This is a genomic window from Streptomyces acidiscabies (assembly GCF_020010905.1).
Classification (GTDB): domain Bacteria; phylum Actinomycetota; class Actinomycetes; order Streptomycetales; family Streptomycetaceae; genus Streptomyces; species Streptomyces acidiscabies.
On the sequence record NZ_JAGJBY010000001.1, the window covers coordinates 2,339,388 to 2,364,879 of the forward strand.

General features: G+C 70.6%; 20 protein-coding genes and 3 tRNA genes. 13 read left to right on the forward strand and 10 right to left on the reverse strand.

Going from position 1 to position 25,492, the window contains the following annotated elements; genetic code table 11:
* Positions 1-16 precede the first annotated feature (16 nt).
* The 4 genes from J8M50_RS10965 to J8M50_RS10980 all read right to left on the reverse strand — a co-directional run bounded on the left by J8M50_RS10965 (position 17) and on the right by J8M50_RS10980 (position 5,748).
* A complete protein-coding gene (locus J8M50_RS10965) occupies positions 17-1,945 on the reverse strand; it encodes an ABC transporter ATP-binding protein (RefSeq protein WP_010354787.1) in 1,929 nt (642 codons plus the stop codon).
* Positions 1,945-3,678, reverse strand: coding sequence for an ABC transporter ATP-binding protein (locus J8M50_RS10970; RefSeq protein ID WP_010354786.1), 1,734 nt, complete (start codon positions 3,676-3,678; stop codon positions 1,945-1,947). The genes J8M50_RS10965 and J8M50_RS10970 overlap by 1 nt, the downstream gene beginning before the upstream one ends.
* Before the next feature lie 221 nt (positions 3,679-3,899).
* On the reverse strand, positions 3,900-5,351 hold the full coding sequence (locus J8M50_RS10975) for an FGGY family carbohydrate kinase (protein WP_050373527.1): 1,452 nt from the start codon (positions 5,349-5,351) through the stop codon (positions 3,900-3,902).
* A 106-nt stretch (positions 5,352-5,457) separates the two neighbouring features.
* Complete coding sequence (locus tag J8M50_RS10980) at positions 5,458-5,748, reverse strand: hypothetical protein (RefSeq protein WP_010354784.1); 291 nt, start codon at positions 5,746-5,748, stop codon at positions 5,458-5,460.
* Between the two features lie 136 nt (positions 5,749-5,884).
* Here J8M50_RS10980 and J8M50_RS10985 point away from each other — a divergent pair.
* The 4 genes from J8M50_RS10985 to J8M50_RS11000 all read left to right on the forward strand — a co-directional run bounded on the left by J8M50_RS10985 (position 5,885) and on the right by J8M50_RS11000 (position 8,685).
* A tRNA-Asn gene (locus J8M50_RS10985) sits at positions 5,885-5,957 on the forward strand.
* A gap of 5 nt (positions 5,958-5,962) precedes the next feature.
* Positions 5,963-6,035 (forward strand) — tRNA-Asn (locus J8M50_RS10990).
* Positions 6,036-6,225: 190 nt separating this feature from the next.
* Positions 6,226-6,302 (forward strand) — tRNA-Ile (locus J8M50_RS10995).
* Between the two features lie 826 nt (positions 6,303-7,128).
* Entirely contained in the window at positions 7,129-8,685 is a 1,557-nt protein-coding gene (locus tag J8M50_RS11000; protein ID WP_010354783.1) for a carboxylesterase/lipase family protein, read from the forward strand.
* A 90-nt stretch (positions 8,686-8,775) separates the two neighbouring features.
* Here the strand turns inward: J8M50_RS11000 and J8M50_RS11005 are convergent, their stop codons facing one another.
* From J8M50_RS11005 to J8M50_RS11025, 5 genes are read right to left on the reverse strand one after another with little or no spacing between them, the layout of a single operon-like run.
* Positions 8,776-9,813, reverse strand: coding sequence for an NlpC/P60 family protein (locus tag J8M50_RS11005; RefSeq protein WP_010354782.1), 1,038 nt, complete (start codon positions 9,811-9,813; stop codon positions 8,776-8,778).
* 32 nt (positions 9,814-9,845) lie between these two features.
* Complete coding sequence (locus tag J8M50_RS11010; RefSeq protein WP_010354781.1) at positions 9,846-10,328, reverse strand: poly-gamma-glutamate biosynthesis protein PgsC/CapC; 483 nt, start codon at positions 10,326-10,328, stop codon at positions 9,846-9,848.
* Positions 10,325-11,545: a poly-gamma-glutamate synthase PgsB gene (pgsB, locus tag J8M50_RS11015; protein ID WP_010354780.1), complete on the reverse strand. Its 1,221-nt coding sequence runs from the start codon at positions 11,543-11,545 to the stop codon at positions 10,325-10,327. Before pgsB ends, J8M50_RS11010 begins: the two co-directional genes overlap by 4 nt.
* 6 nt (positions 11,546-11,551) lie before the next feature.
* Positions 11,552-13,759 (reverse strand): HAMP domain-containing protein, encoded by a 2,208-nt coding sequence (locus J8M50_RS11020; protein WP_223786192.1) that lies wholly within the window; start codon positions 13,757-13,759, stop codon positions 11,552-11,554.
* Positions 13,756-15,735 (reverse strand): glycosyltransferase family 39 protein, encoded by a 1,980-nt coding sequence (locus J8M50_RS11025; protein WP_010354778.1) that lies wholly within the window; start codon positions 15,733-15,735, stop codon positions 13,756-13,758. The genes J8M50_RS11020 and J8M50_RS11025 overlap by 4 nt, the downstream gene beginning before the upstream one ends.
* Before the next feature lie 186 nt (positions 15,736-15,921).
* On the opposite strand from J8M50_RS11025, the gene J8M50_RS11030 reads away from it, so the two are divergent.
* From J8M50_RS11030 to J8M50_RS11070, 9 genes are all read left to right on the forward strand, one after another.
* Complete coding sequence (locus J8M50_RS11030; RefSeq protein WP_075661653.1) at positions 15,922-16,239, forward strand: hypothetical protein; 318 nt, start codon at positions 15,922-15,924, stop codon at positions 16,237-16,239.
* Positions 16,236-16,916 (forward strand): YeeE/YedE family protein, encoded by a 681-nt coding sequence (locus tag J8M50_RS11035; RefSeq protein WP_029184007.1) that lies wholly within the window; start codon positions 16,236-16,238, stop codon positions 16,914-16,916. Before J8M50_RS11030 ends, J8M50_RS11035 begins: the two co-directional genes overlap by 4 nt.
* Entirely contained in the window at positions 16,916-17,335 is a 420-nt protein-coding gene (locus J8M50_RS11040) for a YeeE/YedE thiosulfate transporter family protein (protein ID WP_010354776.1), read from the forward strand. Before J8M50_RS11035 ends, J8M50_RS11040 begins: the two co-directional genes overlap by 1 nt.
* A gap of 476 nt (positions 17,336-17,811) precedes the next feature.
* Positions 17,812-19,371, forward strand: a complete 1,560-nt coding sequence (locus J8M50_RS11045) for an FG-GAP-like repeat-containing protein (protein WP_010354775.1) — start codon at positions 17,812-17,814, stop codon at positions 19,369-19,371.
* Between the two features lie 197 nt (positions 19,372-19,568).
* Positions 19,569-20,477: a DUF6807 domain-containing protein gene (locus tag J8M50_RS11050; protein ID WP_010354773.1), complete on the forward strand. Its 909-nt coding sequence runs from the start codon at positions 19,569-19,571 to the stop codon at positions 20,475-20,477.
* Positions 20,478-20,490: 13 nt separating this feature from the next.
* Positions 20,491-21,759, forward strand: a complete 1,269-nt coding sequence (locus tag J8M50_RS11055; RefSeq protein WP_010354771.1) for an ABC transporter substrate-binding protein — start codon at positions 20,491-20,493, stop codon at positions 21,757-21,759.
* A complete protein-coding gene (locus J8M50_RS11060) occupies positions 21,756-22,682 on the forward strand; it encodes a carbohydrate ABC transporter permease (protein ID WP_010354770.1) in 927 nt (308 codons plus the stop codon). The genes J8M50_RS11055 and J8M50_RS11060 overlap by 4 nt, the downstream gene beginning before the upstream one ends.
* Before the next feature lie 116 nt (positions 22,683-22,798).
* Positions 22,799-23,575 carry a carbohydrate ABC transporter permease gene (locus J8M50_RS11065; protein ID WP_223786297.1) on the forward strand — a complete coding sequence of 259 codons (777 nt, stop codon included), beginning with the start codon at positions 22,799-22,801 and terminating at the stop codon, positions 23,573-23,575.
* Between the two features lie 75 nt (positions 23,576-23,650).
* Positions 23,651-24,184 carry a hypothetical protein gene (locus J8M50_RS11070; RefSeq protein ID WP_263303846.1) on the forward strand — a complete coding sequence of 178 codons (534 nt, stop codon included), beginning with the start codon at positions 23,651-23,653 and terminating at the stop codon, positions 24,182-24,184.
* 15 nt (positions 24,185-24,199) lie between these two features.
* Here the strand turns inward: J8M50_RS11070 and J8M50_RS11075 are convergent, their stop codons facing one another.
* Entirely contained in the window at positions 24,200-25,489 is a 1,290-nt protein-coding gene (locus J8M50_RS11075) for a sensor histidine kinase (RefSeq protein WP_010354767.1), read from the reverse strand.
* Between the last annotated feature and the right edge of the window lie 3 nt (positions 25,490-25,492).

Below are 25,492 nucleotides of genomic sequence, written 5' to 3' on the forward strand. Positions count from 1 at the left end.
CCAACCCCCGTAAACTTCAGTCGACTTCGGCGACCGCCTCCGCGAACTGCGCCTTGTACAGCCGCGCATAGGCGCCGCCCGACTCCAGCAGCTCGCTGTGCGAGCCCTGTTCGACGATCGACCCGTTCTCCATGACGAGGATCGTGTCCGCGTCCCGGATCGTCGACAGCCGGTGCGCGATGACGAACGACGTCCGCCCGTGCGCCAGTTTGGCCATCGCCTTCTGGATCAGCACCTCCGTACGGGTGTCGACGGAGGACGTCGCCTCGTCGAGGACGAGGATCACCGGGTCGGACAGGAACGCGCGCGCGATGGTGATGAGCTGCTTCTCACCGGCGCTGACCCCGCTGCCCTCGTCGTCGATGACGGTGTCGTACCCGTCGGGCAGCGTCCGCACGAACCGGTCCGCGTGGGCCGCGCGCGCCGCCTCCTCGATCTCCCCGCGCGTGACGTCGCGCGAGGCGCCGTACGCGATGTTCTCGGCGATCGTCCCGCCGAACAGCCACGTGTCCTGGAGGACCATCCCGATCCCGGCGCGCAGGTCGTCGCGGGACATGCGGGCCACGTCGACGCCGTCGAGCGTGATGCGCCCGGCGGAGACGTCGTAGAACCGCATGAGGAGGTTGACCAGGGTCGTCTTGCCCGCGCCGGTGGGGCCGACGATGGCGACCGTGTGGCCGGGTTCGACGGTCAGCGACAGGTCCTCGATGAGCGGCTTGTCGGGGTCGTACCGGAAGGACACGCCCTCCAGCGCGACGCGCCCGCGCAGTTCGGCGGGGCGCTCGGAGTCCTTCGCGTCCGCCTCCTGCTCGTCCGCGTCGAGGAGCTCGAAGATCCGCTCGGCCGACGCCACCCCGGACTGCACCAGGTTGGCCATCGACGCGACCTGCGTGAGCGGCATCGAGAACTGGCGCGAGTACTGGATGAACGCCTGCACGTCCCCGATGGACAGCGACCCGGACGCCACCCGCAGCCCGCCCACGACCGCCACCAGCACGTAGTTGATGTTGGACACGAACATCATCAGCGGCTGCATGATCCCGCTGTTGAACTGCGCCTTGAACCCCGCCTCGTACAGCGCGTCGTTCTGCTCGGCGAACTGCTGCGCGGACTCCCGCTGCCGCCCGAAGACCTTCACCAGCGTGTGCCCGGTGTACATCTCCTCGATGTGCGCGTTGAGCTGACCGGTGGTCCGCCACTGCTGCACGAAGTGCGGCTGCGACCGCTTGCCGATGCGCGTCGCGACGAGCGCCGACAGCGGCACCGTCACCAGCGCGACCAGCGCGAGCAGCCACGACACCCAGAACATCATCGCGAGCACGCCGATGATGGTCAGCAGGGAGTTGATCAGCTGCCCCATGGACTGCTGGAGCGTCTGCCCGATGTTGTCGATGTCGTTCGTCGCCCGCGACAGCACCTCCCCGCGCTGCCGTTTGTCGAAGTACGACAACGGGAGCCGCGACAGCTTCGTCTGCACGTCCTCCCGCATCCGGAACACCGTCCGGTTGACGGCCTTGTTGACGAGCCGCGTCGCGACCGCCATCAGCAGACCGGCGATCACGAACACGCCGACGGCGATCCCGAGGACCTCCCCCACGGCCCCGAAGTCGATGCCCTTGCCGGGCGTGAAGTCCGTCGACCTGAGCATGTCCGCGACGGACGACTGCCCGTGGTCCCGCATCCCCTGGAGGACCTGTTCCTTGGACTCCCCGGCCGGCATCTGCCGCCCGATGATCCCCGCGAACACCAGGTCGGTCGCCTGCCCGAGGATCTTCGGACCGACGACGTTCAGCCCCACGCTGATCACGACGCACACCAGCAGCGCGTAGACCGTGAGGCGCTCCGGCTTGAAGTACCCGACCAGCCGCTTCCCGGACACCTTGAAGTCCAGCGACCGGCTGTCGGGTCCCGTACCGGCCATCATGCGTGCCGCAGGCCCGGCCATCAGGCAGCCTCCGCTTCCGTGAGCTGGGAGAGCACGATCTCCCGGTAGGTCTCGTTGTCCGCCATCAGCTCGTGATGGGTCCCCGTCCCGACGACCCGCCCTTCGTCCAGGACGACGATCCGGTCGGCGTCACGGATGGTCGACACCCGCTGCGCGACGATCACCACGGTCGCCGCCGCCGTTTCGCGCGCGAGCGCCGCTCTGAGCGCGGCGTCCGTCGCGTAGTCGAGCGCGGAGAACGAGTCGTCGAACAGGTAGATCTCCGGCCGCTGCACCAGCGTGCGCGCGATGGACAGCCGCTGCCGCTGGCCGCCCGACACGTTCGTGCCGCCCTGCGCGATCGGCGCGTTCAGCCCGCCTTCGAGCCGCTCCACGAACTCCTTGGCCTGCGCCACCTCCAGCGCGTGCCACAGCTCCTCGTCCGTCGCGTCCGGGTTGCCGTACCGCAGGTTCGTCGCGACCGTCCCCGCGAACAGGTACGGCTTCTGCGGCACCAGGCTCACCGTCTTCGCGAGCAGCTCCGGCTCGATCTCGGCGACCGGCACGCCGTCCACCAGGACCTCGCCGTCCGTTGTGTCGAACAACCGGGGCACGAGCCCCAGGAGCGTGGACTTGCCGCTGCCCGTCGAGCCGATCACGGCCGTCGTCTCGCCGGGCAGCGCCACCAGATCCACCGCCTTCAGCACCGGCTCCTCGGCGCCCGGGTAGCGGAAACCCGCGCCCCGCAGCTCCAGATGGCCGTGCCGCCGCAGCTCCCGCACGGGCGCGAGCGGCGGAACCACGCTCGACGACGTCTCCAGCACCTCCTGGATCCGCTCGGCGCACACCTCCGCGCGCGGGATCATCATGAACATGAACGTGGCCATCATCACGGACATCACGATCTGCATCAGATACGCGAGGAACGCCGTCAGATCACCGATCTGCATCTCGCCGCTGTCGATGCGATGGGCCCCGAACCAGACCACCGCGATCGACGACAGGTTCACCACCGTCATGACGATCGGGAACATCAGCGCCAGCAGGTTCCCCGCTTTGAGCGATACGTCGGTGAGGTCCGCGTTGGCCTTGCGGAACCGCTCCTCCTCGTAGGTGTCCCGCACGAACGCGCGGATCACCCGGTTGCCGGTGATCTGCTCGCGCAGCACCCGGTTGACGGTGTCGAGACGCACCTGCATCGACCGGAACAACGGCCGCAGCTTCAGCACGATCAGCGTTACGCAGATCCCGAGCAGCGGGACGACGGCCACCAGCACCGCCGACAGCGGCACGTCCAGACCGAGCGCCAGCACGATGCCGCCGACGCACATGATCGGCGCGGACACCATCAGGGTGAACGTCATCAGCACCAGCGTCTGGACCTGCTGCGCGTCGTTCGTCGTCCGCGTGATCAGCGAGGGGGCACCGAACTGGCCCACCTCGCGCGCGGAGAACGACTGCACCCGGTCGAACACCGCCGCGCGCAGGTCCCTGCCGAGCGCCGACGCCGTCCGCGCGCCGTAGTACACGGCGCCGATGTTCGTCACGACCTGCGCCAGCGAGATGCCGATCATCACGGCGCCGTAGGTCAGGATGTAGCCGGTGTCGCCGTTGACGACGCCGTGGTCGATGATGTCGGCGTTCAGCGTGGGCAGGTAGAGAGTCGCGCTGGTCTGGAGCAGTTGCAGCAGCACCAGCAGCCCGATGGGTTTTCGGTAGGGCCTGAGATAGGTCCGCAGAAGTCGTATGAGCACGCTTACGTCTCTCGACAGAGGGTGGACGGTGGGTTCCGGCGAGGGGCCTTCTGGTTGCCCCTGGCCCCTATCGTCGGACACTCCACCCGTGTTACCTCAACCGATTAACCCATCAGGTGGCCCTCTTGAGCTGACAGCGCAACCGGGAACTCGGGGACGGGCCGGTGCGTTGGAACTTACGGGAACGCGCTTTTGGAGGCGCGCCCCGCCTCAGCGGAGCGTCAGTGCAGGGCCCCGGGATGGATCTGCTCCCGCACCGACACGAACTGCTGGCGCACGGCCTGGCCCACCGCGAGATCCTCGCCCGGGTCGAGCACCTGCGCCGCCGCTCCCTGCCAGGCCGGAGGCGTCCGCGGGTCCAGCGTCCCCTGCGACACCCCGAGCGCCCACGCCGCCTGCCGCGCCGCCCCGATCGCCGCGTAGTCCGCCGGCTGCGGTACGACCACCTGGGCCCCGAACAGCGAAGGAGCCGCCGCTTGCACAGCAGGAAGCTCGGCCGCCGCGCCGAGCAGGAAGATCCGCCGTACGTCGACCCCGCGCCCGCGCAGCACGTCCAGCGCGTCGGCGAGCCCGCACAGCATGCCCTCGAACGCGGCCCGCGCCAGGTGCTCCGGCTTCATCGACTCCCGGCGCAGACCCGTGATCGTCCCCGCCGTGTGCGGCAGGTTCGGCGTCCGCTCACCCTCCAGGTACGGCAGCATCACCAGCCCGTGCGACCCCGGCGTCGACTGCGTCGCCAGCTCCGAGAGTGCCTCCAGGTCCTTCACACCGAGCAGTTCGGCGGTCCCGCGCAGGGTGCGTACGGCGTTGAGGGTGGTGACGACGGGCAGGTGCATGCCGGTCGCGTCCGCCAGCGACGTGATCATCCCGGAGCTGTCCACCAGCGCCTCCGGGTGCACGGCCATCACCGAGCCCGAGGCGCCCAGCGACACGACCGCGTCCCCGAGCCCCAGGCCCAGACCGAAGGCCGCGGCCATCGTCTCGCCGGTCCCCGCCGAGATCAACAGCCCCTCCGGCGTCGTACCCGCCGCCTCCGACGGCCCGATGACGTCCGGGAGCATCACCTGGTGACCGAGCGCCAGCTCCACCAGATCGGGACGGTAACCGCCGGACGCGGCCGACCAGTACCCCGTCCCGGACGCCCCGCCCCGGTCCGTCGTACGGCGAGCCGGGCGGCCGAGGAGCTGCCAGACCAGCCAGTCGTGCGCCTGGAGGAGGACGGCCGTGCGCGCGGCGGCCTCCGGGTCACTCTTCGCGAGCCAGCGCAGCTTCGTCACCGGGTGCGCGGACTGGGGGACCGCGCCGACGGCCTGCGCCCACGCGCCGCGACCGCCCAGCGCGTCCACCAGGTCCGCCGCCGCGACCTGGGCGCGCTTGTCGCTGCCCGTCATCGCCGGGCGGACCGTGTTGCCCTGCGCGTCCAGGGGGATGACCGCGTTCTGCTGCGCGCTCACGCCGATCGCCTGCACGCCCTCCAGGAGACCGCCGCCGGCCGCCTCGCCGAGGGACAGCAGCCAGGACTGCGGGTCGACGTCGCTCGGCCGGGCGCCGCCCTCCGCGGTGTCGAGCGGGTGCGGGGCGTAGCCCTGCCTGAGCACGGCGCCTGTATCCGTGTCACAGACGACGATGCGAGTGAAATCGGGCGCACTGTCCAGCCCGGCGACTATCCCCATGGGTCAAATTCTGCCGTAGCGCTGCGCCGGTTCGGGCCGGTGAGGTGTGTGGGGAGTGCGGTGGGTTCTCGGATGCGGGTGCGTTGTGGCTGGTCGCACCGGGTCCTCAGGTATTACTGGTTCCCCAGTCGTCGTCCTCCGTCGCCGCGCCGCGCTCACGCAGCGTACGGACCCGGTTCGCCACCGAGTCCGGGAAGCGGGAGGCGGCCTTCTCGTATGCCTTGCCCGCGAACTGGCGGCCCTGCTGGGCGGCCGATTCGGCGGTGTTGCGGACCGCCGGGTTCTGCGCGACGGCGCGGGCGGATTTCTTCAGCTGCTCGTAGCGTTCACGTCCGGCACGGGTGCCGAGGACGTAACCCACGGCGAGTCCGGCGGCGAACGTCAGCCGGTAGCGCATGACGGCGGCCCTTCCCTGGTGTCGGCGGGGATACCGATTGGCGAAGCACCCCCCTGCTTGCGCTAATGTATGTGTCGCAGCGAGAGGACGCCCCCTGGCAAGTACCCAGATGGCGACGATCGATGCGACGAGGCATTCCCCTGTAGCTCAATTGGCAGAGCAGCCGGCTGTTAACCGGCAGGTTACTGGTTCGAGTCCAGTCGGGGGAGCTCGGTCCCCTGTAGCTCAATTGGCAGAGCAGCCGGCTGTTAACCGGCAGGTTACTGGTTCGAGTCCAGTCGGGGGAGCATGCTGAACGAGGACCCCGTTGGGGTCCTTTTTCATGTCCGGTGGAACCGTACGGACCCTGGTGCGGTCCTCCCGGACACGAAGGCGAGGTCAGCAGGCATGCGGAAGCCGACCATCCGAAGCGGGAGATCGTATGACCGGCTATGCTGCGGCAGACGGCGCGCACACATGTACGCGACACGCCGCTATGGGGCGGTAGCTCAGCCGGTTAGAGCAGCGGACTCATAATCCGTCGGCCGTGGGTTCGAGTCCCACCCGCCCCACCATGCGCTACGCGGGAAGAAACCTTCTGACCTGCGTAAACGTCATAACGAAGGCCGCCACCCGAAAGTGACGGCCTTTATTCGTCCGGCCGGACCAAGATCCAGTGGACGTACCGTGGACGCAAGCCCGGATTCGTGGACAGAAACCCCGTCAGGCGGCTTCCTGAACCCTGTTCCGCGCACGGCACCCGTCGGCAGTTCCCAGTCACCCGGCTCGGGTTCGTCGCTGTTGACTTCGCCCCCGTCCACGTGCAGTGCGTAGGAGGTCTGACCTACGGCACTGTGCGGGTTCGCCGGCATCAGTGCACCATGCTGGTTCCCACGGCTGGGCGTCCCCGGGGCTGAAGCCGGCCGCCTGTGCGTGCGGGGCCGCGACGGGCGGCAGCAGGGTGAGGGCCGGGACAGAGAATCCGCAGACAATCCGTCAAGGATGCGCGCCGAGATCTGGGGTCGCCGCTCGCGGGCCGTGCGGTGGCTGTGCAGGGCCGACGAGTTCAGGACATCCCGTGAATTGATGTGCCCATGGCATAGACAGTCTCGGGTTGATGCTGGACGCTGATCCGCCGGAGCTTCGAAACTCTCACGTAACACTTCGGTCGGACAGCGGTGAGACGTCACAGGAAAGGCTGGTCGCGCTCGCCTTCGAGGCCGGTGCAGGCCGCCCCGCTGTTCCCCTTCGCCGACCGCGTCGCGGGCGGCACCGTCAGCCGGGCGGGGCCGCTCGGCCCGGCTCCCTTCTCCGGCCGCCAGCTGCGGCCGACACCCGACCAGAGGGGTCCCCTCCATGACCGCCAGCGGAATCCGTACCGTCTTAGGCGGCGCGTTAGCCATGTCCCTCGCTGTCGTCGGGCTGCTGCCCGCGACGGCGTCCGCGAGTGCGCCGGGCGTGGTGCGCACCGACAAGGGTGCCGTGCGCGGCGCCACCTCGAAGGGTGTCGAGAGGTTCCTCGGCATCCCCTACGCGGCGGCGCCCACCGGCTCCCTGCGCTGGAAGCCGCCGCAGGCCGCGGCGCCGTGGACCGGCGTCCGGGAGGCGGCCGGCTTCGGCGACCTCTGCCCCGTGCTGCCCAGCGGCAACGGACCGCGCAGCGAGACCGAGGACTGCCTCGGCGTCAATGTGTGGCGGCCGTCGGGCGTGCGGGCCGGCGCCCGTCTTCCGGTGCACGTCTTCATCCACGGCGGTGGCCTGACCAACGGCAGCGGCGCGCAGAACGACGAGTCGAAGCTCGTCAGGGAGACGGGCGTCATCGGCGTCTCGCTCAACTACCGGCTCGGCGTCTTCGGCTTCCTCGGCCTGCCCGCGCTCACCGAGGAGGGCGGCGAGTCCGGCAACTACGGCTTCATGGACCAGCAGGCCGCGTTGCGCTGGGTGCAGCGCAACATCGCAGCCTTCGGCGGGAACCCCGGCGAGGTCACCATCGGCGGCGAGTCCGCGGGCGGCTGGTCCGTCTGCGGTCATCTGGTGGCGCCCGGCTCGCGCGGGCTGTTCGCTCGCGCCATGATCCAGAGCGGCTCCTGCGTCAGCGGCCCGCAGCGCCGGGCGGAGGACGCCGGGACGGCGTTCGCCCGCCAGGCGGGCTGCGACCAGGCGGATCGGGCGGCCGTCCTCGACTGTCTGAGGTCGGCCTCGGCGGGGACGCTCCTCGACGCCGGCACCTTCTCGCCCGGCTTCGTGGACGGAACCACGACGTTCCCGGCCCCGGTACGCGAAGCGGTGGACAGCGGAAGGTTCGCCCGTGTGCCCGTGGTCGTCGGCGCCAACCGTGACGAGGGCCGCACCTTCGCCGCGGGGTACATCGGCGCGGGCAAGGAGGCATACCTCGCCTTCGTCCAGGCCGTCGGCGGCACCCGCGCCGACGAGGTCCTCTCCCGTTACCCCTGGCCCGGCACGTCCGACCGGTTCACCGCGCCGTACGTCATCGGCGAGATCATGACCGACGCGGGGCTGGTCTCGGGGATCGGCGGGTGCGGGCTCCGCTCGCTCGTGCGGACCTTCGAGCGGTACACCCCCACCCACGCGTACGAGTTCGACCACCGGACGGGCCCCGGCCTGACGCAGATACCCGGCTACGTCTGGGGCGCGGGCCACGCCGCGGAACTCGCCTACATCTGGCCCAGCTTCCACAACGGCACGCCCATCGCTCCGCTGTTCGACGCCGGGGAGCGCCGGCTCGCCCACGAGATGACGCGGTACTGGGGAGCGTTCACGAGGACCGGCCGGCCGTCCGTCGCCGGGCAGGCGGCCTGGCCCGGCTATCACCAGGGCGAGGGCCTGATGCTGTCGCTGCGGGCGGGGGGCGGGAGTGCCCTGATCGACGACGACCAGTACGCGGCGCAACACCAGTGCGCGTTCTGGGAGACGATGCCGGGAACCCGGCACTCCTGAGGGAGAGAGCGCGCCGGGCCACGATCGCTCCGGCGAAGTCGCCCCCCGGCCGTGGGGGGGCCAGGGGGCGGGGACGGTGCGGGAGCGTCGTCAGATGCGGCGGGCCGCGCGCAGCGCCTGCGCGTAGTAGCCGCCGCCGTCGAGCTGCGAGGTGCCGCCCTTGTCACCCATCGTGGGTCCACCCGCGTTCTTGCGGCTGGAGATGAAGCGCGGGTGGTCGGCGGTGTCCAGGCCGAGGTAGATGCCGATGTGGTCGATCCGTTTGCCGGACTGCTCCTGTGCCCTGAAGAACACCAGGTCGCCGGGCTGGAGTTGCTGGACGGCCGCGGGGCGCCGGTCCGTGAGGGGGAGCACCGGTACGCCGAGCCGCCCGCGGGCGATCCCGTCGGGGGAGCGCTGCAACCCGCCGCCCGTCGCGTTGTCCCTGCTGTTCAGCGCGACGCCCGCGCGGTAGCCGTACACCAGCCGGACATAGCCGGAGCTGTCGACGGAGCGCGCGCGGTCCTTCTCGGGGCTGCGGACGACCGTGTCGGGGAAGGTCCAGGGGACGCCCAGGTAGTCGTAGAAGTCCGAGCCCGTGCGCGCCGAGCCGCCGGTGGTGTCCGGGGTGTAGCGGGCGGCGCCGCTGTACGCGACTCCTGCCGCTGTCGTCCGGGTCGGGGCGCCGGCGACGTACTCGAAGGCCGTCGCGAGGATGTCCGAACGCCGGTCGGCGAGGCGGGACTTGAGCCAGGGCCCGAACCAGCCGCTCCGCTCCACGCCCTGGGTCCAGGGCGCGGGCAGCAGTCGCACCCAGCTCTTGGTGACGACCTTGGCGTCCGTGGTGCGGGGCTCGGCGAAGGTTCTGCCGGGCCCGGTCAGGACGGCCGTACGGGCGCCGTCGGTGAACGTGGCGACGACGGTGCCGCTCGGGTCGCGGGCGACCGTGCGGGCGGGGTTGCCGATCCGCTCGAAGAGCAGCGAGCCGCTCCTGGCGGGGATCTGGGGACCCGGTGCGGCCGACGGCGTCGGTGCCGCCGTCGGTCGGTCGGTGCGGTGTCTGAGCTGCATGGCCAGCCCGCAGGTCGCCGCGAACAGGACGGCTGTCACGAGGAACAGCACCGTGTTCCTGGTCAGGAGGCGTTTCATGGGTCGGCTCCGATGAGAGGTGAGGGCGCGGCTCATGTCGTCGGCAGGGCGCCCAGCAGCAGGCCGGACACCAGGATCACGTAGGTGGCGAAGGTGACCGCGCACGTGGAGAGGACCGTCGCCGTCTTGGGCTGCCGCTCCAGCTGGTAGGCGATCAGGCCGGGGACGATGAACCCGAGGGCCTGGTGGGCGAAGAGCAGGGGGAACTGCTGGTGGAGCAGCAGGGAAAGACCGGCCTGGAGCAGGACCCCGATGAGTACGACGGCGGCGAACAGCCGCTTGCCGTAGAGGATGACGAACCGCTGGAGCACCTTGGTCAGCAGGTAGGTCAGGGCTGCCACGGCCGCGACCATGGCGGCGCGCCGCAGGTCACCGACGAGGGTGAGGGCGAGCCAGCCGGGGGTGATCATGCCGCCCGGGGAGAGGTTCGTGGTCAGGTAGCACAGGAGGGAGAACACCAGACCGAGTGCGATGCCGATGGCGGCGATCTGGGGGGTGACTACTGCGGGGATCAACGGAGCTCTCCATGGGGGGAGTTGGAGTGGCCAACAGGGTCGGGTGCCAGTGCCGCGAGCCGCTCCAGGAAGAGTTCGCCCTGGCCGTGGATGTTGCCGATGGCGACGACGGAGGACTCCGGCCCCAGGTGGGTCAGCAGCTCCTCGGTGAGCCGGTCGGGGTCGCGGCGCTCGCCGCCGAGGTCGACGACGTTCCCGCTCCAGTGGGCGGGGATCGCGTCGGCGGCCGATCTGGTGGGGTGGCCGATGAGGAACACCGTCTGAGGGTCGAGCTGGGGGATGAGCGCGCCCATCTGCCCGTTGCGCTCCACCCGGTCGGGACGGCAGTTGATGACGACGTGCAACGGACGCTGGATCGCGCCCAGTTCGAGCAGCTGGTTGATGTTCATCAGCGTCGACTCGGGGTCGTTGGCGGCGAAGACGTTCGCGAAGCGCAGCCGCTTCTCGTCAGGGGTGCGGTACCGCTCGACGGACAGCACACCCGGGTCCGGCGGCGCGTCGTACATCCCCTTGAGCGCGGTCGCGCGGTCGACGCCGAGCAGTTCGGCGACGGCGAGTGCGATGGCGACGTTCTCCTTGAACGTGAACCAGCTGAAGCCGCGCAGCTCCTCGTCGGTGACGGTGTCCGGGTCGGCGTAGACGAGTTCGCAGTTCCGGGCGTCGGCCTCCTCCTGGAGGATGTGGAAACGTTCCTTCTCGGCGGTGACACAGACGCCGCCCACCGGCAGCGACCGGCACAGGGAGCGGGCCACGTCGTCCAGCGTCGGGCCCATCTCGGCGAGATGATCCTCACGGACGTTGCACAGCACGCCGATGGTGGAGCGGATCAGCTTGGTCTGGTTGATCTCCTGGAGCGCCGGCATGACGGCCATGCACTCCATGACCAGGACGTTGGGCCGGTAGCCGGCGGCCCGCCGCACGATGCCGATCTGCTCGACGACGTTGGCGATGCCGAACTTGCGGTAGACCGGCTCCTCGGTGGCGTCGGGGTGGATGAACCGGGCCGCGGTGCCCGTGGTCTTGGCCACGGTCACCAGGCCGCTGCCGCGCAGCGCGCCCGCGCACAGCCGGGTGATGGAGGATTTGCCGCGAATGCCGTTGACCAGCACGCGGGTGGGGATGACGGCGAGGTTCGCGTCATGGCGGCGCTGTTCGACGATGCCTGCGACGAGCAGGCCTGTGCAGCACAGCGCGAGGACGCAGTACAGGAAGAGCACGGCGGGTCAGCTCCTGGGACCGGGACGGGACGGGGCGTCGGTGCGGGGGAGGCGCTGTCTGATCACTTCGAGGCCGCGGGCGATGGAGCCCACCTCGTCGTGATAGCGCGGGTAGAGCACCGCCGCGCGGTCCCCGGCCGCCAGCGCCTCGGCGCCCCGGGCGACGTCCCGCAGCGGACGGACGACGACGAGGTACAGCCAGCCGACGCAGAGGGCGCCCGCGGCCGTCCCCAGCAGACCGACGAGCATGATCCGCCGCTGTGCCTCGTACTGGGGCAGGCCGATCCAGAACACCGGCCGGATCGAGGCGACCTTCCAGCCGAGCTTGCTCGCGACGCCCGGCTTGTCGCTGAACGGCGCCACGGCGGCGATCGCCGGATCGCGTCGGCCGACCAGCACGTCGGCGGAGCCCTTGGCCGTGCGGTCGTCCCGCAGCCGGCTCCGCAGCCGGCGGTCGGGGACCCGGTCGAAGGCCACGAACCCCTTGTTGGACGCGATGACCCGCTGTCCGGAGTCCACCAGCCACACCGAGCCGAGACCGGGCCGGTTGAGGATGCCCGTCAGATACTGGACCTTGAACTCGCCCACGACATAGTGGCGTTCGGCCTTCTTGGGCGCCGGCTGGGCGGCCACGGCGGCGAGCACCGGTTCCGTCCCGGAGGTGTTCGTCTGCGTGACCCCGGTCTTGACGCGGGCCTTCTTCGAGGTGCGGGGCTCGCCGCCGGCCTGGGCGAGGATCCCGCCGGCGCTGTCCACGACGTACAGGGACCGGTAGCGGCCGTGCCGCTCCAGGGACCTGTCGAGGACCTCGCGCGCCTTCTCCGGCCGGGCGGCGTCGATCACCGTGGCGAGCCGGGTGAGGTCCGCGTAGGCGTCGTCGATCCCCCGGCGCATCCGGTCCGCCGCCGTCGCGGTGCGCTGCCGCTGGTCGTCGGAGATCAGCCGGGGTACGGCGTCGGCGGGACGCGGCAAGGTGCTGCTGAGGGTCAGGAGCATCGACGTGGGCCAGGCCACCAGGGCGAACGCGCTCACCGCCACGACGGTGCGCAGTCCGAGCCGTCTTTTGGCCGGTGCCTGCGCGGACGGGCCGTCCTCGCCCCGGAGTTGGAGTCGCAGTGCCTCCAAGGAGGCGCCGATCCGGGCGGGTTCCCCGAAGCGGGGGACGGGGACGGGAGCCGTGAGGTCACCCGAGCCGAGCCGCCGCGCTTCGCGGCGCAGCCGCAGTACAGGCCGCTGCACCAGCAGATGGAGGGCGGCGGTGACCCCGGCCGCGAGGGCCGCGAGGACGGCCGCGGCGAGGAGGGCGAGGCGCAGGTCACCGGTCCCGGTCCCGTGCCCCTCGGCCGGGACCGTCGTGACGACCGTCAGTCCGAGTCCGCTGCTCGGGCTCTCTTTCGGGGCGAGCCCTCGGGCCACCGCGGCGTACCCCACGGCGGTCCGGTGGTCGCCGTCCGCCGCTCCGACGAGGCTGCCGCTCGGGCCGTCGAAGCCGCCGGCCGTTTCCGAGGGGCCCTCGCTCTGCGCCTCGCGGGCGGCGGTCACGGCCAGCGGTTTCGCCCGGACGATGCCGGGCGCCGGGCCGGTCGAGGTGAGCGGGTTCCCGTCCCGGTCCACGACGGTGAGCGTGTGCTCCTTGCCGACGGTGATGCCCGGGAGCTTCACGCTCTGGGAGGCGACGAGCACCTGCTGCCCGCCGCCCTGCGTCAGCGTCGCGAAGGCCAGCAGCCGGGTGACGCCCGAGTCGTCCCGCACCAGGGCCGGAGCCGGGTTCACCGGCAGTCCGCGGAGGTTCACCTTCCCCAGCGGCAGGGCCTCGCCCTGCGCGGCGAGCAGCCGTCCGGTGGACTGGTCGACGACGGCGCTGCCGCGCCACTTGCGGTGCGGCCGGTCGAGGCGGGCCAGTACGCGGTCCGCCGGTACGGTCCCGGAGGCCGCGACCTCCGAGGCCGCCGCCCGCAGATCGGTGACGTTCTGGTCGACGGCGGCCTGGAGCGCGACCGCCCCGTCCTCGGCGATGTGCTGCTGGGAGCTGAGGACGGCCTCGGGGACGCCGTGTTCGGTGTCGCTGCCGACGGCGAACACCGTCAGGCCCGCGACGAGCGCCAGCAGCACCGGCAGGGCCACCAGCGGCGGGCGCACCCCTCCCAGCACGGCCATGTCGGCCCGACGCCGTGCCGGGCCCCGCTCGGATATCGGGGATCTACTGGTGGTCAAGAGAAGTCCTTTCCAGGGGTGTTGATGCCGGGTGAAGAGTTCTCGGCGGGGACGCGGCAGTCGTAGAGGCTGAAGTTGCCCTTGGTGCGCCAGCCGTAGGCACCGGAGCGGACGCGCTCGCAATGGGACTTCACCCAGGTCGTGGCAGGGGTGGTGGGGCGCAGGGGAGTGAGCAGGACGAAGCGGAGCCGGTGCGCGGCGATCAGGTCGGCGAGCTGCGGGGCGCTGGGGAAGGGCGTCCTGCCGGTGAACCCGCCCATGACGAGCACGGGTTGGGCCTCGGCGCGCAGCAGACGCTCAGCGGGGTAGGCGGCCTGGGTCGCGAGCAGGTACTCCTCGCCCTCGCGGTGCGCGACGAGGTAGTCCAGCAGGGCGGTGTCGCGGGTGCTCGGCCGGCCCAGCTCGGCCCGGCGCAGCGCGGCCGGGTCGTGCAGAGCCCGGTGGTGGAAATCACCGACCGGACCGGCCGTCGGGGACGTGGCGGCGCCCGCGTAGCGCGGGTCGAGGGACGAGACGGCCCAGCAGGCGGGGACGAGCAGCATGGCCGCGACTCCGGCGGCCAGGGAGCCGTGGACCCGGCGCCGGGAGGCACGGGGCCCGCTGGACCACAGGCCGAACGCCCCGCAGGCCGCGAAGAACACGGCGAACACCACCAGCCCGGGGGCGAACCAGGTCGGCCGGTCGAGGACGAGCGCCCAGGCCACCGTCAGCACGATCGCCGCCGGCAGCCACAACCGCCGTCGGCCGCCCGCCTCGTACGCGGACGCCTCGTACGCCGACCTGAAGAGCGCGAGCCCGCCGCCGGTGAGCGCGGCGATCGCCGGGGCGAGGACGGCCGTGTAGTAGGGGTGATTGCCGTTGGAGACGCTGAACACCACGGCGTGGACGGCGAGCCAGCCGCCCCACAGGAGGAAACCCGCGCGCAGCGGGTCGGTGCGCGGCTCGCGGGCGCGCCAGACCAGGGCCGTGCCGACGGCGAGCACGGCGAGCGGCAGGAACCAGGAGATCTGCGGGCCGACGGTGTCGTTGACCAGCATCCCCCAGCCGGTGTTCCCGGTGGTACGGCTGGCGGCGGTGGCCGGGACGGCGCCGAGCGCGGTGCCGTCGCCGCTGAAGCGGCTCACGCCGTTGTAGCCGAAGACCAGACTGAAGGGGTTGTTGTTCGACGTGCCGTCGATGTACGGGCGGTCGTCCGGGGGAGTCAGCCACGCGATCAGCGCCCACGAGCAGGAGACGGCCAGCGTGACCGCGCCGCCCAGCAGGAGGCGGCGGGCCTTCCGCAACGCCGGGCCGTTCGCGGTGAGTTGGTAGATGAGAGCGAAGACCGGCAGGACGAGCCAGGCTTGCAGCATCTTCGTCTGGAAGGCCAGCCCGACCCAGACACCGCACGTGATCAGCGAGAGCAGCCGCCCGGTGCGTACCGCCTTCTGGAGCGCTCCGGCGGCTGCCACCAGCAGCAGGGTGAGTGCGGTGTCCGGGATGGTGGCCCTGTTCAGCACCACGGTGACCGGGGTGAGGGTGAGCGTCAGCGCGGCGATCAGCGCCGCGAACGGCCCGGCCCAGGCCCGTACGATCCGGTGCAGCAGCCAGACGGCGAGCACGCCCTCGACCACATGGGGCAGCGCGACCGCCCACGTGTGCGGCCCGAAGAGCCGTACGGAGACGGCGTCGGGCCAGAACGCGCCGGGCAGCTTGTCGAGGGTGATCGAACCGCCGGCGTCGAGACCGCCGAAGAAGAAGGTCTGCCAGCCGGTGGCCATCGACCGGATCGCCGCACTGTAGTAGGGGTGGATCGCGGCGTGCCCCATGCCCCAGGCGTACAGCAGGGCGGCGACGGCCAGCACCGCGGCCAGCGCCGGGCGTTCCCAGCGCGCCGGGGCTTCGGGCCGGTCGGCGCGTGCTTCCCGGCGGCGGCCGGGGCGGGCGAGGCTCCGGGGGGTCGTTTCCCCGGTGTTTTCGATCTCGATCACCGGCACAACAGTGCCGGGGCGGTCGGCGGCCGAACATCCGTCGGGCTGCGGGAGGCACCCCGCCGGTCGGCCGACCTGACCCCTCCGGTCGGCGGGGGCCGGTTCGCCGGAGACGGACGGTCGTGGTCGCCGTCCCCGCCGTGCGCCTCGAACTGTTGTCTATAGCAATTGGTTGGTGGTTTGATCAACCGCGTGGGTTGTTCACATGCTTCGACGTGCCCGCTCTTCCCTCACCTCAACGAGAGTCTGGCGGGCTGGCGTTCCTACTACTGCGACAGCGAGGCCAACTGGCGTGAGTGCGCGCGCTATCAGGTGGCGTTCACCGGTGAGCGGGTGCCTATCACTCTGCTGCCCAATGGACGGCACGCCCGCTATCTGGCGATGACGCCCGCGTCCGCCGAGCCCGCAGTACGCGGTTCCCGCCAGGACGAACAGCCGCCGCCGGTCACCGAAGAACCCGAACGGGGCTGGTGGGCCCGGTTGGCCGAGTGGATGAAAGGCAACGCATGAGCGCCTATTGGCCCTGGTGGGCGGGGGCTATTGGACTCGCCGTGCTGACCATCGGTTACACCCTTGCCACCGACCGGTCGTTCGGAGTGTCGGGTGCCTGGGAACGAGTGCTGCATTGGCGGCGTGAAGCCGAACTGGAGCGGGTGGAGGCGGAGTTCGCCGACGAGCGGGTTCTTGCGGCTGCCCTTGCTGTGGCCACTGCCGAGCATTTCGGTACGGTGCCTGTCGCGCCGGGGTCGGGGTCGGGGTCGGGGTCGGGGTCCACCATGCCCGAGCCCTCAACTGCCGTCCTGGACAAGGACGTTCCGGGCCAGGGCGTCCCGGGCAAGGGTGAACGCCGGCCGCCGCGCCCCGCCCCGCTGGTCACCCAAGCCGTCCTGCTGGCCTCGGTCTTCGTGGGCGGACTGATCGCCGCCGTCACCTCCGGGCGGTTCCACCTCCGCCTCGACATGGGGGCGGGGTACCGGGACGTGGTGACCGGCAACCCGGTCGTCATGGTCGTCCTGCTGTTCGTGGGAGGCGTGCTGGTCGGTTTCGGTACCCGGCTGGCCGGTGGGTGCAGTTCGGGGCACGGGCTGAACGGCTGCGGTCGGCTGAGTCCCGTCAGTCTCGTCGCGACGGCCACGTTCTGCGCCACCGCCGTCGTGGTGTCGTTCCTCCTGTGGAAGGTGATCTGATGCGTACCCGGGGCGGCATTCTGCTGGCCAACCTCCTTACCGGGCTGGCTCTTGGCTTCACCGTGACGCGTATCGGGTTCGGCGACTACGCCGAGCTCAACCGCATGTTCACCTTCCAGGACCTGCGGATGTTCCTCTCCTTCATCGGCGCTGTCGTGATCATCGCGGTCGTGTTCGCGCTGCTGCGGGTGCGCCGGGGTGCGCGGCGTATCCATGCCGGTGTCGTGCCCGGGGCGGTGCTGTTCGGTATCGGCTGGGCGATCTCCGGTGGGTGCCCGGCGATTCCGCTCGTCCAGGTCGCCAGTGGGTATCTGCCCGCAGTGGTCACCATCGCGGGCATTGTCGTCGGGGTTCGGCTGGCCCGGTGGGCCGGGAGCCGACGCCTTGTGCGGGTCGACCGGGGCTCTTGCGAGGTGTGAGCCCGTACGAGGGGCCGGATCACGCCGGCCCCTCGGCCTATCGGTCCTGAGCGCCCCGCTCGTACCGCTCGCCTCGCTCGTCGAGCGTGGCGCGGATCACAGGTGATCCGTGGGAATTGGCGTGGTGTGTGGTGTTTTTCTGGGCTCGACCTGGAGAGCGCTTCGTGTTGGTATGGCGCAGCGGATGACAATCACCGAGACCGGGGGGCCTCTCGATACGAGGGGTGGGGACTGCCTTCCTCATCGCGTACCCGAACCCGAGACCGGTGACGTACGTCCGGTTGTCAGCGACGAACTGGGGGATGCGATGAAGGAATTCAGCAGATCAGCGCGGAGACGGCGCGTGCCGGGAGCGGTCGCGGCGGAGGCTCACGGCGATACCGGCGGGTTCATCAAGTAGCCGCAGTTTCCTGCCCACTTGCTCGCCTTCCGCGTGTCCGTGGGACGCGCGGCCCTGTCTCCAGGAGTCAACGCCCATGCACCTCTCCAGACGCGCCCGCCTCTCCGCGCTGGCCGCCACGCTGCTCGCGACCCCGCTCGCGTTCAGCACCCTCCCGGCCACGGCGGTGAACGGCACCCCGGCTCTCGCCGGAACCGACGCCACGGCGCTTACGTACGTAGCGAAAGTCAACGTCGGTGAAGAGAGCGCCTGCACCGGCACCCTCGTCGCCCCGCAGTGGGTTCTGACCGCGGCCTCCTGTTTCGGGACGGTCGGCGGGGTCCCCGCGGGCAGCCCCGCTGTCGCCACCACCGTCACCGTCGGCCGCACCGACCTGACCCAGACCGGCGGCGGTGTCCTGCCCGCCGTCCGGCTCGTCCCGCACGCCGACCGGGACCTGGTGCTCGTCCAACTCGCCGCCAGGATCACCGATCCGGCCGTCAAGCCCGTGCCGCTGGCGACCACGCCCGCCGCTGCGGGCGAGGTGCTGACGCTGGCGGGCTTCGGGCGGACGAAGACCGAGTGGGTGCCCGACAAGCTGCACGCCGGTGCGTTCACGGTCGCCTCCACCACGGCCACGACCGTGGACCTGAACGGCTCCGACACCGCGACCGTCTGCCAGGGCGACGCCGGCGGCCCCGCCCTGCGCACGGTGAACGGCGTCACGGAACTCGTCGCCGTCAACTCCCGTTCCTGGCAGGGTGGTTGCCTCGGCATGGACCCTGCCGAGACCCGTACGGGCGCCGTCGACACCCGCGTCGACGACATCGGCGCCTGGGTCCAGCAGACCACCTCCCGCAATCCGGACGACGTCACGGGCGACGGCAAGGCCGACCTTCCGGCGATCAAGGAGGACGACGGCGTCCTGTGGGTCTACCCGGGCACCGGAAAGTCCGGCATGAGCACGCTCGGCCCTCGTTTCCAGGCCGGCACCAGCTGGCAGAGCCAGAACGCCGTCACCGTCGGAGACCTCAACAACGACGGCATCGGCGACCTGCTGTCCCGCCAGGCGTCCGACGGGACGTTCTGGGTCTACCCCGGTACGGGGAAGCCCGGCATGGGCGCCTTCCCCAGCCGGTACCAGGTGGGGAGGGGCTGGCAGAGCCAAGACGTCTTCCGCGCAGGGGACTTCAACGGTGACGGGCTGACCGATGTGCTGTCGCGGCAGGCGTCCGACGGCACGCTGTGGGTGTATCCGGGTACGGGGAAGTCCGGCATGGACACGCTCGGCACCCGCTACCAGGTCGGCACCGGCTGGAAGAGCCAGGACGCCATCGTCACCGGAGACCTCAACAACGACGGGCGCACCGATGTGCTGTCCCGGCAGGCGTCCGACGGGACGCTGTGGGTGTACCCCGGTACCGGAAACTCCGGCATGAGCACCTTCGGCACCCGGTACCAGGTGGGGAGGAGCTGGCAGAGCCAAGACGTCTTCCGCACAGGGGACTTCAACGGTGACGGGCTGACCGACGTGCTGTCCCGGCAAGCGTCGGACGGGACGCTGTGGGTGTACCCCGGTACCGGAAACTCCGGCATGGACACCCTCGGTACCCGCAGCCAGGCCGGCACCGGCTGGGGTCCCTACCGCATCATCTGACACGGCCTTCGGTTCTCCCCCGCACCCCTTCCCAGGGGTGCGGGGGAGCCTCCTGTGCCGTCGGCGGTACCGGAACCTCTCGCTCCCCGGGCCGCGAAGGTTCTTTCGATCATTCCTTGCACGGGGGTTGTCCTGACATTCCGTCCGCCCCTAGGGTCACGCGGGCAAGCGCTTTCTCTCTGTCGGCGGGAGCACGCATGGCGATCCGGGTCAGTCACGTTCACGGGGAGTACGTCGCGGTGGAGGCCGCGAACGGGGTCGAGATCCTGCGGTACGTGTACCGGCCCGATCCGGAGGCGTACGAGGCGCGCAAACCGTACGCGCATCCGCTCCGGACCCTGGGCGGACGGCTGGTGAGCGGGTACCGGCCCAGCGATCACCGGTGGCACAAGGGCCTCCAGATGACGGCGAGCCACCTCTCGGAGCAGAACTTCTGGGGCGGGCACAGCTATGTGCACGGCGAGGGGTACCTCGACCTGCCCGACATCATCGGCTCGATGCGGCACGACGGGTTCACCGACTTCGCGGTCGACGACCGACAGCTCGTGTTCACCGAGGAGTTGACCTGGGTCGAGAACGGCGGCGCCGAATGGGCCCGGGAAACCAGGGGAGTTCGTGTCCACTCCGTCGACGAGGCCGCCGGTGCCTGGGCGTTGGACTGGTCGATCCGGCTCACCAACCTCAGGGACGTACCCCTCGCCTTCGGCTCGCCGACCACCGCCGGACGTGAACTCGCCGGGTACACAGGGCTGCACTGGCGTGGACCCCGCGACTTCACGGGCGGCGCCGCGTTCGCCCCGGAGGGGGACGGCGCCGAGAAGCTGATGGGCACGCGCAGCCGGTGGCTGGCGTACAGCGGTGAACACGACGACGTGGACGGCCACTCGACGCTCGTCTTCGAGCACGGGCCGGACAACGGTGCCACGCACCACTGGTTCGTACGCGCCGAACCCATCCCGACGGTCTCGTTCTCCTGGGCGTTCTTCGAGGAGTTCGAGCTGCCGCCGGGGGAGTCGTTCGCCTACCGCTACCGGGTGGTGTTCGCGGACGGCGCGTGGGACCGAGAACGCGTCGCCGGGCATCTCGCGGGACTCACCTGGACCTGAGAGCGAGGCAGGCATGTACCGGACGAAGGGACTGTCGGCCGCCGCCGCGCTGCTGCTGTGCGCGACGCTGGCCGGCTGCGGCGGCTCCGCCTCGGCGGACGGCAAGGTCGCCCTGCGCTACACCTGGTGGGGCAACCCGGACCGGGCCGCGCGCACGGAGAAGGCCGTGGCACTGTTCGAGAAGGCGAACCCGGGGATCGACATCCAGACGTCGTTCGCCGGATACGACGCCTACAAGCAGAAGTTGGCCACGCAGGCGGCGGGCGGCGACGCCCCGGACGTCATGCAGTTGGACTACCGGCAGATCGACCAGTACGCGGACGGCGGTGTCCTGCTCGATCTCGGCAAGGAGCGGGCGGCGCTGCGGACTTCGGAGATCGACCCGGGGTTGCTGGCCACCGGCCGAGTGGACGACGTGCAGTACGCGATCCCCCAGGGGCGCGGTACGGAGACCGTCGCGTACGACGTGAAGACGTGGACGGCGTCCGGCGTACCGCTCCCCAAAGGGCCCTGGACCTGGGACCAATGGGCGGACACCATGCGGGAGTTGAAGAAGGCGACCGGCAAGCCCGGCGCCACCGACCCCGGCCAGAGCGAGGACTGCTTCGAGGTCTGGCTGCGCGGCCAGGGCAAGCCGCTGTACACCAAGGACAACCAACTCGGGTTCACCGCCGACGACTTGACCAAGTGGTGGACGTTCACCGACCAGTTGCGCCGCGAGGGCGTCGTATCGCCCGCCCAGCAGACCACCCAGCTCGACGGCACGGTCGAGAACACCCCGCTGGGACGCGGCAAGTCGGTCACCGACGCCAACTGGGACGCCCCGGCGAGCGGGTTCAAGTCGCTGCTCGAAGGCGGCGTCGCCCTCGCGCAGATGCCCAGCGGCCAAGACGGCACGCCTGGCCAGTACTTCAAGCCGTCGATGTTCCTCGGTGCGTCCGCCGACACTCAACACCCTGCTGAAGCGGCCAAGTTCATCGACTTCATGATCAATGACGTCGAGGCGGCGAAGGTCCTCGGCGCCACCCGGGGCATTCCCGTCAACGAGTCGGTCCGGGGGGCCATCGAGCCGCAGCTCGCCGACTTCGACCGGACCATCTCCGACTATCAGGCGTCCCTGGAAGGGAAGTTGAAGGACCCGCCGCAGGCCCCGCCGTCCGGCGACAGCGCGTTGCAGACCACCTTCCAGCGCGACTACGACCAGGTGTCGTACGAGCGCATGTCGCCCCGCGAGGCGGCCGAGAACTACGTCACCGAGGCGAAGGCGGAGCTGCGGTCATGACCACCACCGTCGACCGGCCCACCGAGGCGCCCCCTGTGGTAGGCCGCGCGAAACGCCAACGGGAAGGCGCCGCCTGGGTGTTCCTCTCCCCGTGGGTGCTCGGCGCGATCGGCCTCACGCTCGTTCCGATGGCCGTCTCGCTGTATCTCTCCTTCACCGACTACGACTTGTTCAACCCGCCGCGCTGGGTGGGGCTGCGCAACTACACGCAGATGTTCACGGAGGACCCCCGCTACTGGCGCTCGGTCGTCACGACCCTGACGTACGTCGTCATCGCCGTCCCCCTCCAACTCGCCCTGGCCCTCGCCGTGGCGCTCGCGCTGAAGTCGATGCGACGCGGGCGCGCCTTCTACCGCTCGGCGTTCTACGCGCCGTCCCTGCTCGGCGCGTCGATGTCCATCGCCCTCGTCTGGCGGGCGATCTTCAACGACGGCGGCACGGTCGACAACCTCTTCGGCACCGGCGGCTGGGTCAACGAACCCGGCTGGTCCCTGTTCGCCGTGGCGCTGCTGACGGTGTGGCAGTTCGGGGCGCCGATGGTCATCTTCCTCGCCGGACTCCAGCAGATACCAAGGGAGTTGTACGAGGCGGCGGCGGTCGACGGGGCGGGGCGGTGGCGGCAGTTCGTCTCCATCACCGTACCGATGCTGTCCCCCGTCCTGTTCTTCAATCTGGTCCTCCAGACCATCCAGGCGTTCCAGGTGTTCACACCCGCGTTCGCGATCAGCGCGGGGAAGGGCGGGCCGGCCGACTCGACGCTCGTCTACACGATGTACCTCTATGACCGGGGGTTCGTCGCGTCGCACATGGGTTATGCATCGGCGATGGCGTGGGTGCTGCTCGTGGTGATCGGGGTGGTGACGGCGGTGTTGTTCCGTACGTCGCGGGCGTGGGTCTTCTATGCGGCGGAGGGGGAGCGATGAGTCTGTTGCGGACGGAAACTGGGGGGCCTTCGGGGGGCGGTGCGGTGGTTCGGGAGCGCGGGGTGAGCCGCAACCGGCTTGTCCTGCACGTCAGTTGTCTCGCCGCGCTGCTCGTCATGCTGTATCCGCTGGCCTGGCTGCTCATGACCTCGCTGAAGCCCGCGAACGAGGTCATCGCCAGCCTCGACCTGTGGCCCAGCCATCTCGAATGGTCCAACTACTCCACGGCACTCGACGGTGTGAACGGCGTCTCCGTGACCCGGCTGCTCACCAACTCCCTGCTGATCGCGGGCGGTGCGGTCCTCGGCAACGTCATCAGCTGCTCGCTCGCCGCGTACGCGTTCGCGCGGCTGCGGTTCCGGATGCGCGGTCCGCTGTTCGCGTTCATGATCGCGACGATCATGCTGCCGCACCACGCCGTGCTGATCCCGCAGTACATCATCTTCAACAAACTCGGCCTGGTGAACACGTATTGGCCGCTCATCCTGCCCAAGTTCCTTGCCATCGAGGCGTTCTTCGTCTTCCTCATCGTGCAGTTCATGCGCGGGCTGCCGCGCGAGCTGGAGGAGGCGGCGAGGATCGACGGCTGCGGGCCGTTCAGGAGCTTCTTCCACATCATCCTGCCGCTGACCCGGCCCGCGCTGATCACCACGGCCATCTTCACGTTCATCTGGACCTGGAACGACTTCTTCACGCAGCTCATCTATCTCTTCGACCCCGACAAGTTCACGCTCACGCTCGCGCTGCGGTCCTTCGTCGACGCGTCCAGCCAGTCGTCGTTCGGGCCGATGTTCGCGATGTCGGTGATCGCGCTGCTGCCGATCGTGCTGTTCTTCCTCGCCTTCCAGCGGTTCCTGGTGGAGGGCATGGCCAGCTCCGGACTGAAGGGGTGAGGGGTGAGGGGTGTGAGTAGTGCGCGGGAGCCGGGGGAGGTGTTCGGGCCCCGGTTCGCCCTGTTCGCCGACACGATGAGCGTCGGGCTCGCAACGGCCGTGTCCTGTCTGCCTGTTGTGACGATTCCGGCCGCGCTGTCGACGGCCTGTGCGGTGCTGCGGGGGGCGGGGGAGGATCGGCCGGCGACTGCGGGGCGGTACTTCTCCATGCTGCGGCGGCGGTTGCGGGGCGGGGATCTGGTCGCGGGTGCGGTTGTTGTGGCGGGGGTGCTGCTGTTTCTCGCCGATCTGGCGTTGGCGCGGGCGGGGTTGCCGGGGGGTGCGGTGTTTGCCGTGGTGGCGGCGGTAATCGGTTGCTGTGCGTTGCTGGTCGGGTTGCGGGCCTGTGGGCGGCCGGAGTCGATGAGTGATTGGGGGGCGGCGCTTCGTGCGGCTGCTGAGGATGGGGTGCGGGATGTCGGGGGGAGTGCGCTCGTGCTGCTTGCGGTGGCTACGGCTGTGCTGTGTGCGTGGATGTTGTTGCCGCTGGCGTTTCTGATGCCGGGGCCGTTGGCGTTGGCGTTGACGGCGGTCGATGTGCGGGTGCCTCGGAAGGTGCGTAAGGCGTAGGCGGCGTACGGGAGTTCACTCGGCTGCCGCCTCCCACACCGTTCGGCCGTCCACCGCCAGCCGTACTCCCTTGCGGCCGTCCGCGAACACCTCGATGTCAGCGTCCGTGAGCCCGGCGAGGGCTTTGCGGAGGGCGGCGAGGAGGGTGGGGGCGAGGTGGTCGGGGACCAGGGCGTCGACGGGGCCGGTGAAGCGTACGGGGGGTTGGGTGCCGAGGGATGCGGTGGCCTCGCGGAGGAGGCGGGCGCGGAGGCCCGACGGCGGTTCGGCGGGGGGTTGTTGGAGCTGGAAGATGGCGGTGCGGATCTGTTGGACGGTGGCTTCCAGTTCGGTTACGGCGGTGTCGATGGCGTCCTGGGCGGGGGTGTCTCCGGCTCGCGGTTTCTCGGCACGGCGGTCGCTGGCCCGCGCCTCCCGGGGTGCCGCGCTCGCCGCCCGCCTCCCCGTCGCCTGGAGCATCATCCCCGTCGCGAACAGCCTCTGGATCACCAGGTCGTGGAGGTCCCGCGCGATCCGGTCCCGGTCCTCGTACACCGCGAGCCGCTCCCGCCGGTGCCGCGCGTCGGCCAGCATGAGGGCGACGGCGGCCTGGGACGTGAACTGTACGGCGAGCCGTTTCTCCGTGTCGGTGTACGGGCGCCCCTCGTGCCGCCGGGGCAGCGCGAGGGTGCCGATCAGGCGGCCGTCGGCCTGGAGCGGCAGCATCATGCTGGGCCCGAACCGGTGCCGTACGTGGGTCGTCATCCGGGGATCGGTCGCCGAGTCGTCGATGAACACCGGCTCACCGCCGAGGAGTTGGACGAGTACAGCGCTGCCGGGCCGGATCGTCGTACCGACGATGTCACCGGGGTCGTCGTACGTGGAGGCCGCGACGATCTCCATGCCGCCCTCGGCGGTGGGCTGGAGTACGACGCCGGCGGCGGCGTCGGCGAGGAGGCGGGCGCGGTCGGCGACGGTCATCAGGGGGTCGGCCGAACTGGCGTTGCCGAGCAGGGCCGTTGTGACGGCGGCGGCGCCCTCGATCCAGCGTTCGCGCTGGCGTGCGGCCTCGTAGAGGTGGGCGCTTGTGAGGGCGGTGCGCGCGCGGGCGGCGAGGACGTCGAGGGCGGGGGAGGGCCGGCCGCCGGCGAGATGCAGGCGGCCGTACCCCTCGACCGGGACGTGCAGGACGGGCGCGTCGCAGGGGCCCGTCTCCAGAACCGCGCTGCGGGAGCCGGTGAGTTCGGCCGCCGCGTCCACGATGTGCCGTACGGTCGTGGCGAGTTCGAGGTCGGTGCCGATGGCCAGGAGGGCGTCGAGCCGCACCGG

Coding starts and splice junctions, on each gene's coding strand:
- J8M50_RS11005 (WP_010354782.1), bottom strand. CDS start 9,813: ATGAAACGCCTCCTGACCAGGAACACGGTGCTGTTCCTCGTGACAGCC.
- J8M50_RS11040 (WP_010354776.1), top strand. CDS start 16,916: ATGCGTACCCGGGGCGGCATTCTGCTGGCCAACCTCCTTACCGGGCTG.
- J8M50_RS11055 (WP_010354771.1), top strand. CDS start 20,491: ATGTACCGGACGAAGGGACTGTCGGCCGCCGCCGCGCTGCTGCTGTGC.
- J8M50_RS10975 (WP_050373527.1), bottom strand. CDS start 5,351: ATGGGGATAGTCGCCGGGCTGGACAGTGCGCCCGATTTCACTCGCATC.
- J8M50_RS11060 (WP_010354770.1), top strand. CDS start 21,756: ATGACCACCACCGTCGACCGGCCCACCGAGGCGCCCCCTGTGGTAGGC.
- J8M50_RS10965 (WP_010354787.1), bottom strand. CDS start 1,945: ATGGCCGGGCCTGCGGCACGCATGATGGCCGGTACGGGACCCGACAGC.
- J8M50_RS11050 (WP_010354773.1), top strand. CDS start 19,569: ATGGCGATCCGGGTCAGTCACGTTCACGGGGAGTACGTCGCGGTGGAG.
- J8M50_RS10980 (WP_010354784.1), bottom strand. CDS start 5,748: ATGCGCTACCGGCTGACGTTCGCCGCCGGACTCGCCGTGGGTTACGTC.
- J8M50_RS11070 (WP_263303846.1), top strand. CDS start 23,651: ATGAGCGTCGGGCTCGCAACGGCCGTGTCCTGTCTGCCTGTTGTGACG.
- J8M50_RS11035 (WP_029184007.1), top strand. CDS start 16,236: ATGAGCGCCTATTGGCCCTGGTGGGCGGGGGCTATTGGACTCGCCGTG.
- J8M50_RS11000 (WP_010354783.1), top strand. CDS start 7,129: ATGTCCCTCGCTGTCGTCGGGCTGCTGCCCGCGACGGCGTCCGCGAGT.
- J8M50_RS11045 (WP_010354775.1), top strand. CDS start 17,812: ATGCACCTCTCCAGACGCGCCCGCCTCTCCGCGCTGGCCGCCACGCTG.
- J8M50_RS11065 (WP_223786297.1), top strand. CDS start 22,799: ATGCTGTATCCGCTGGCCTGGCTGCTCATGACCTCGCTGAAGCCCGCG.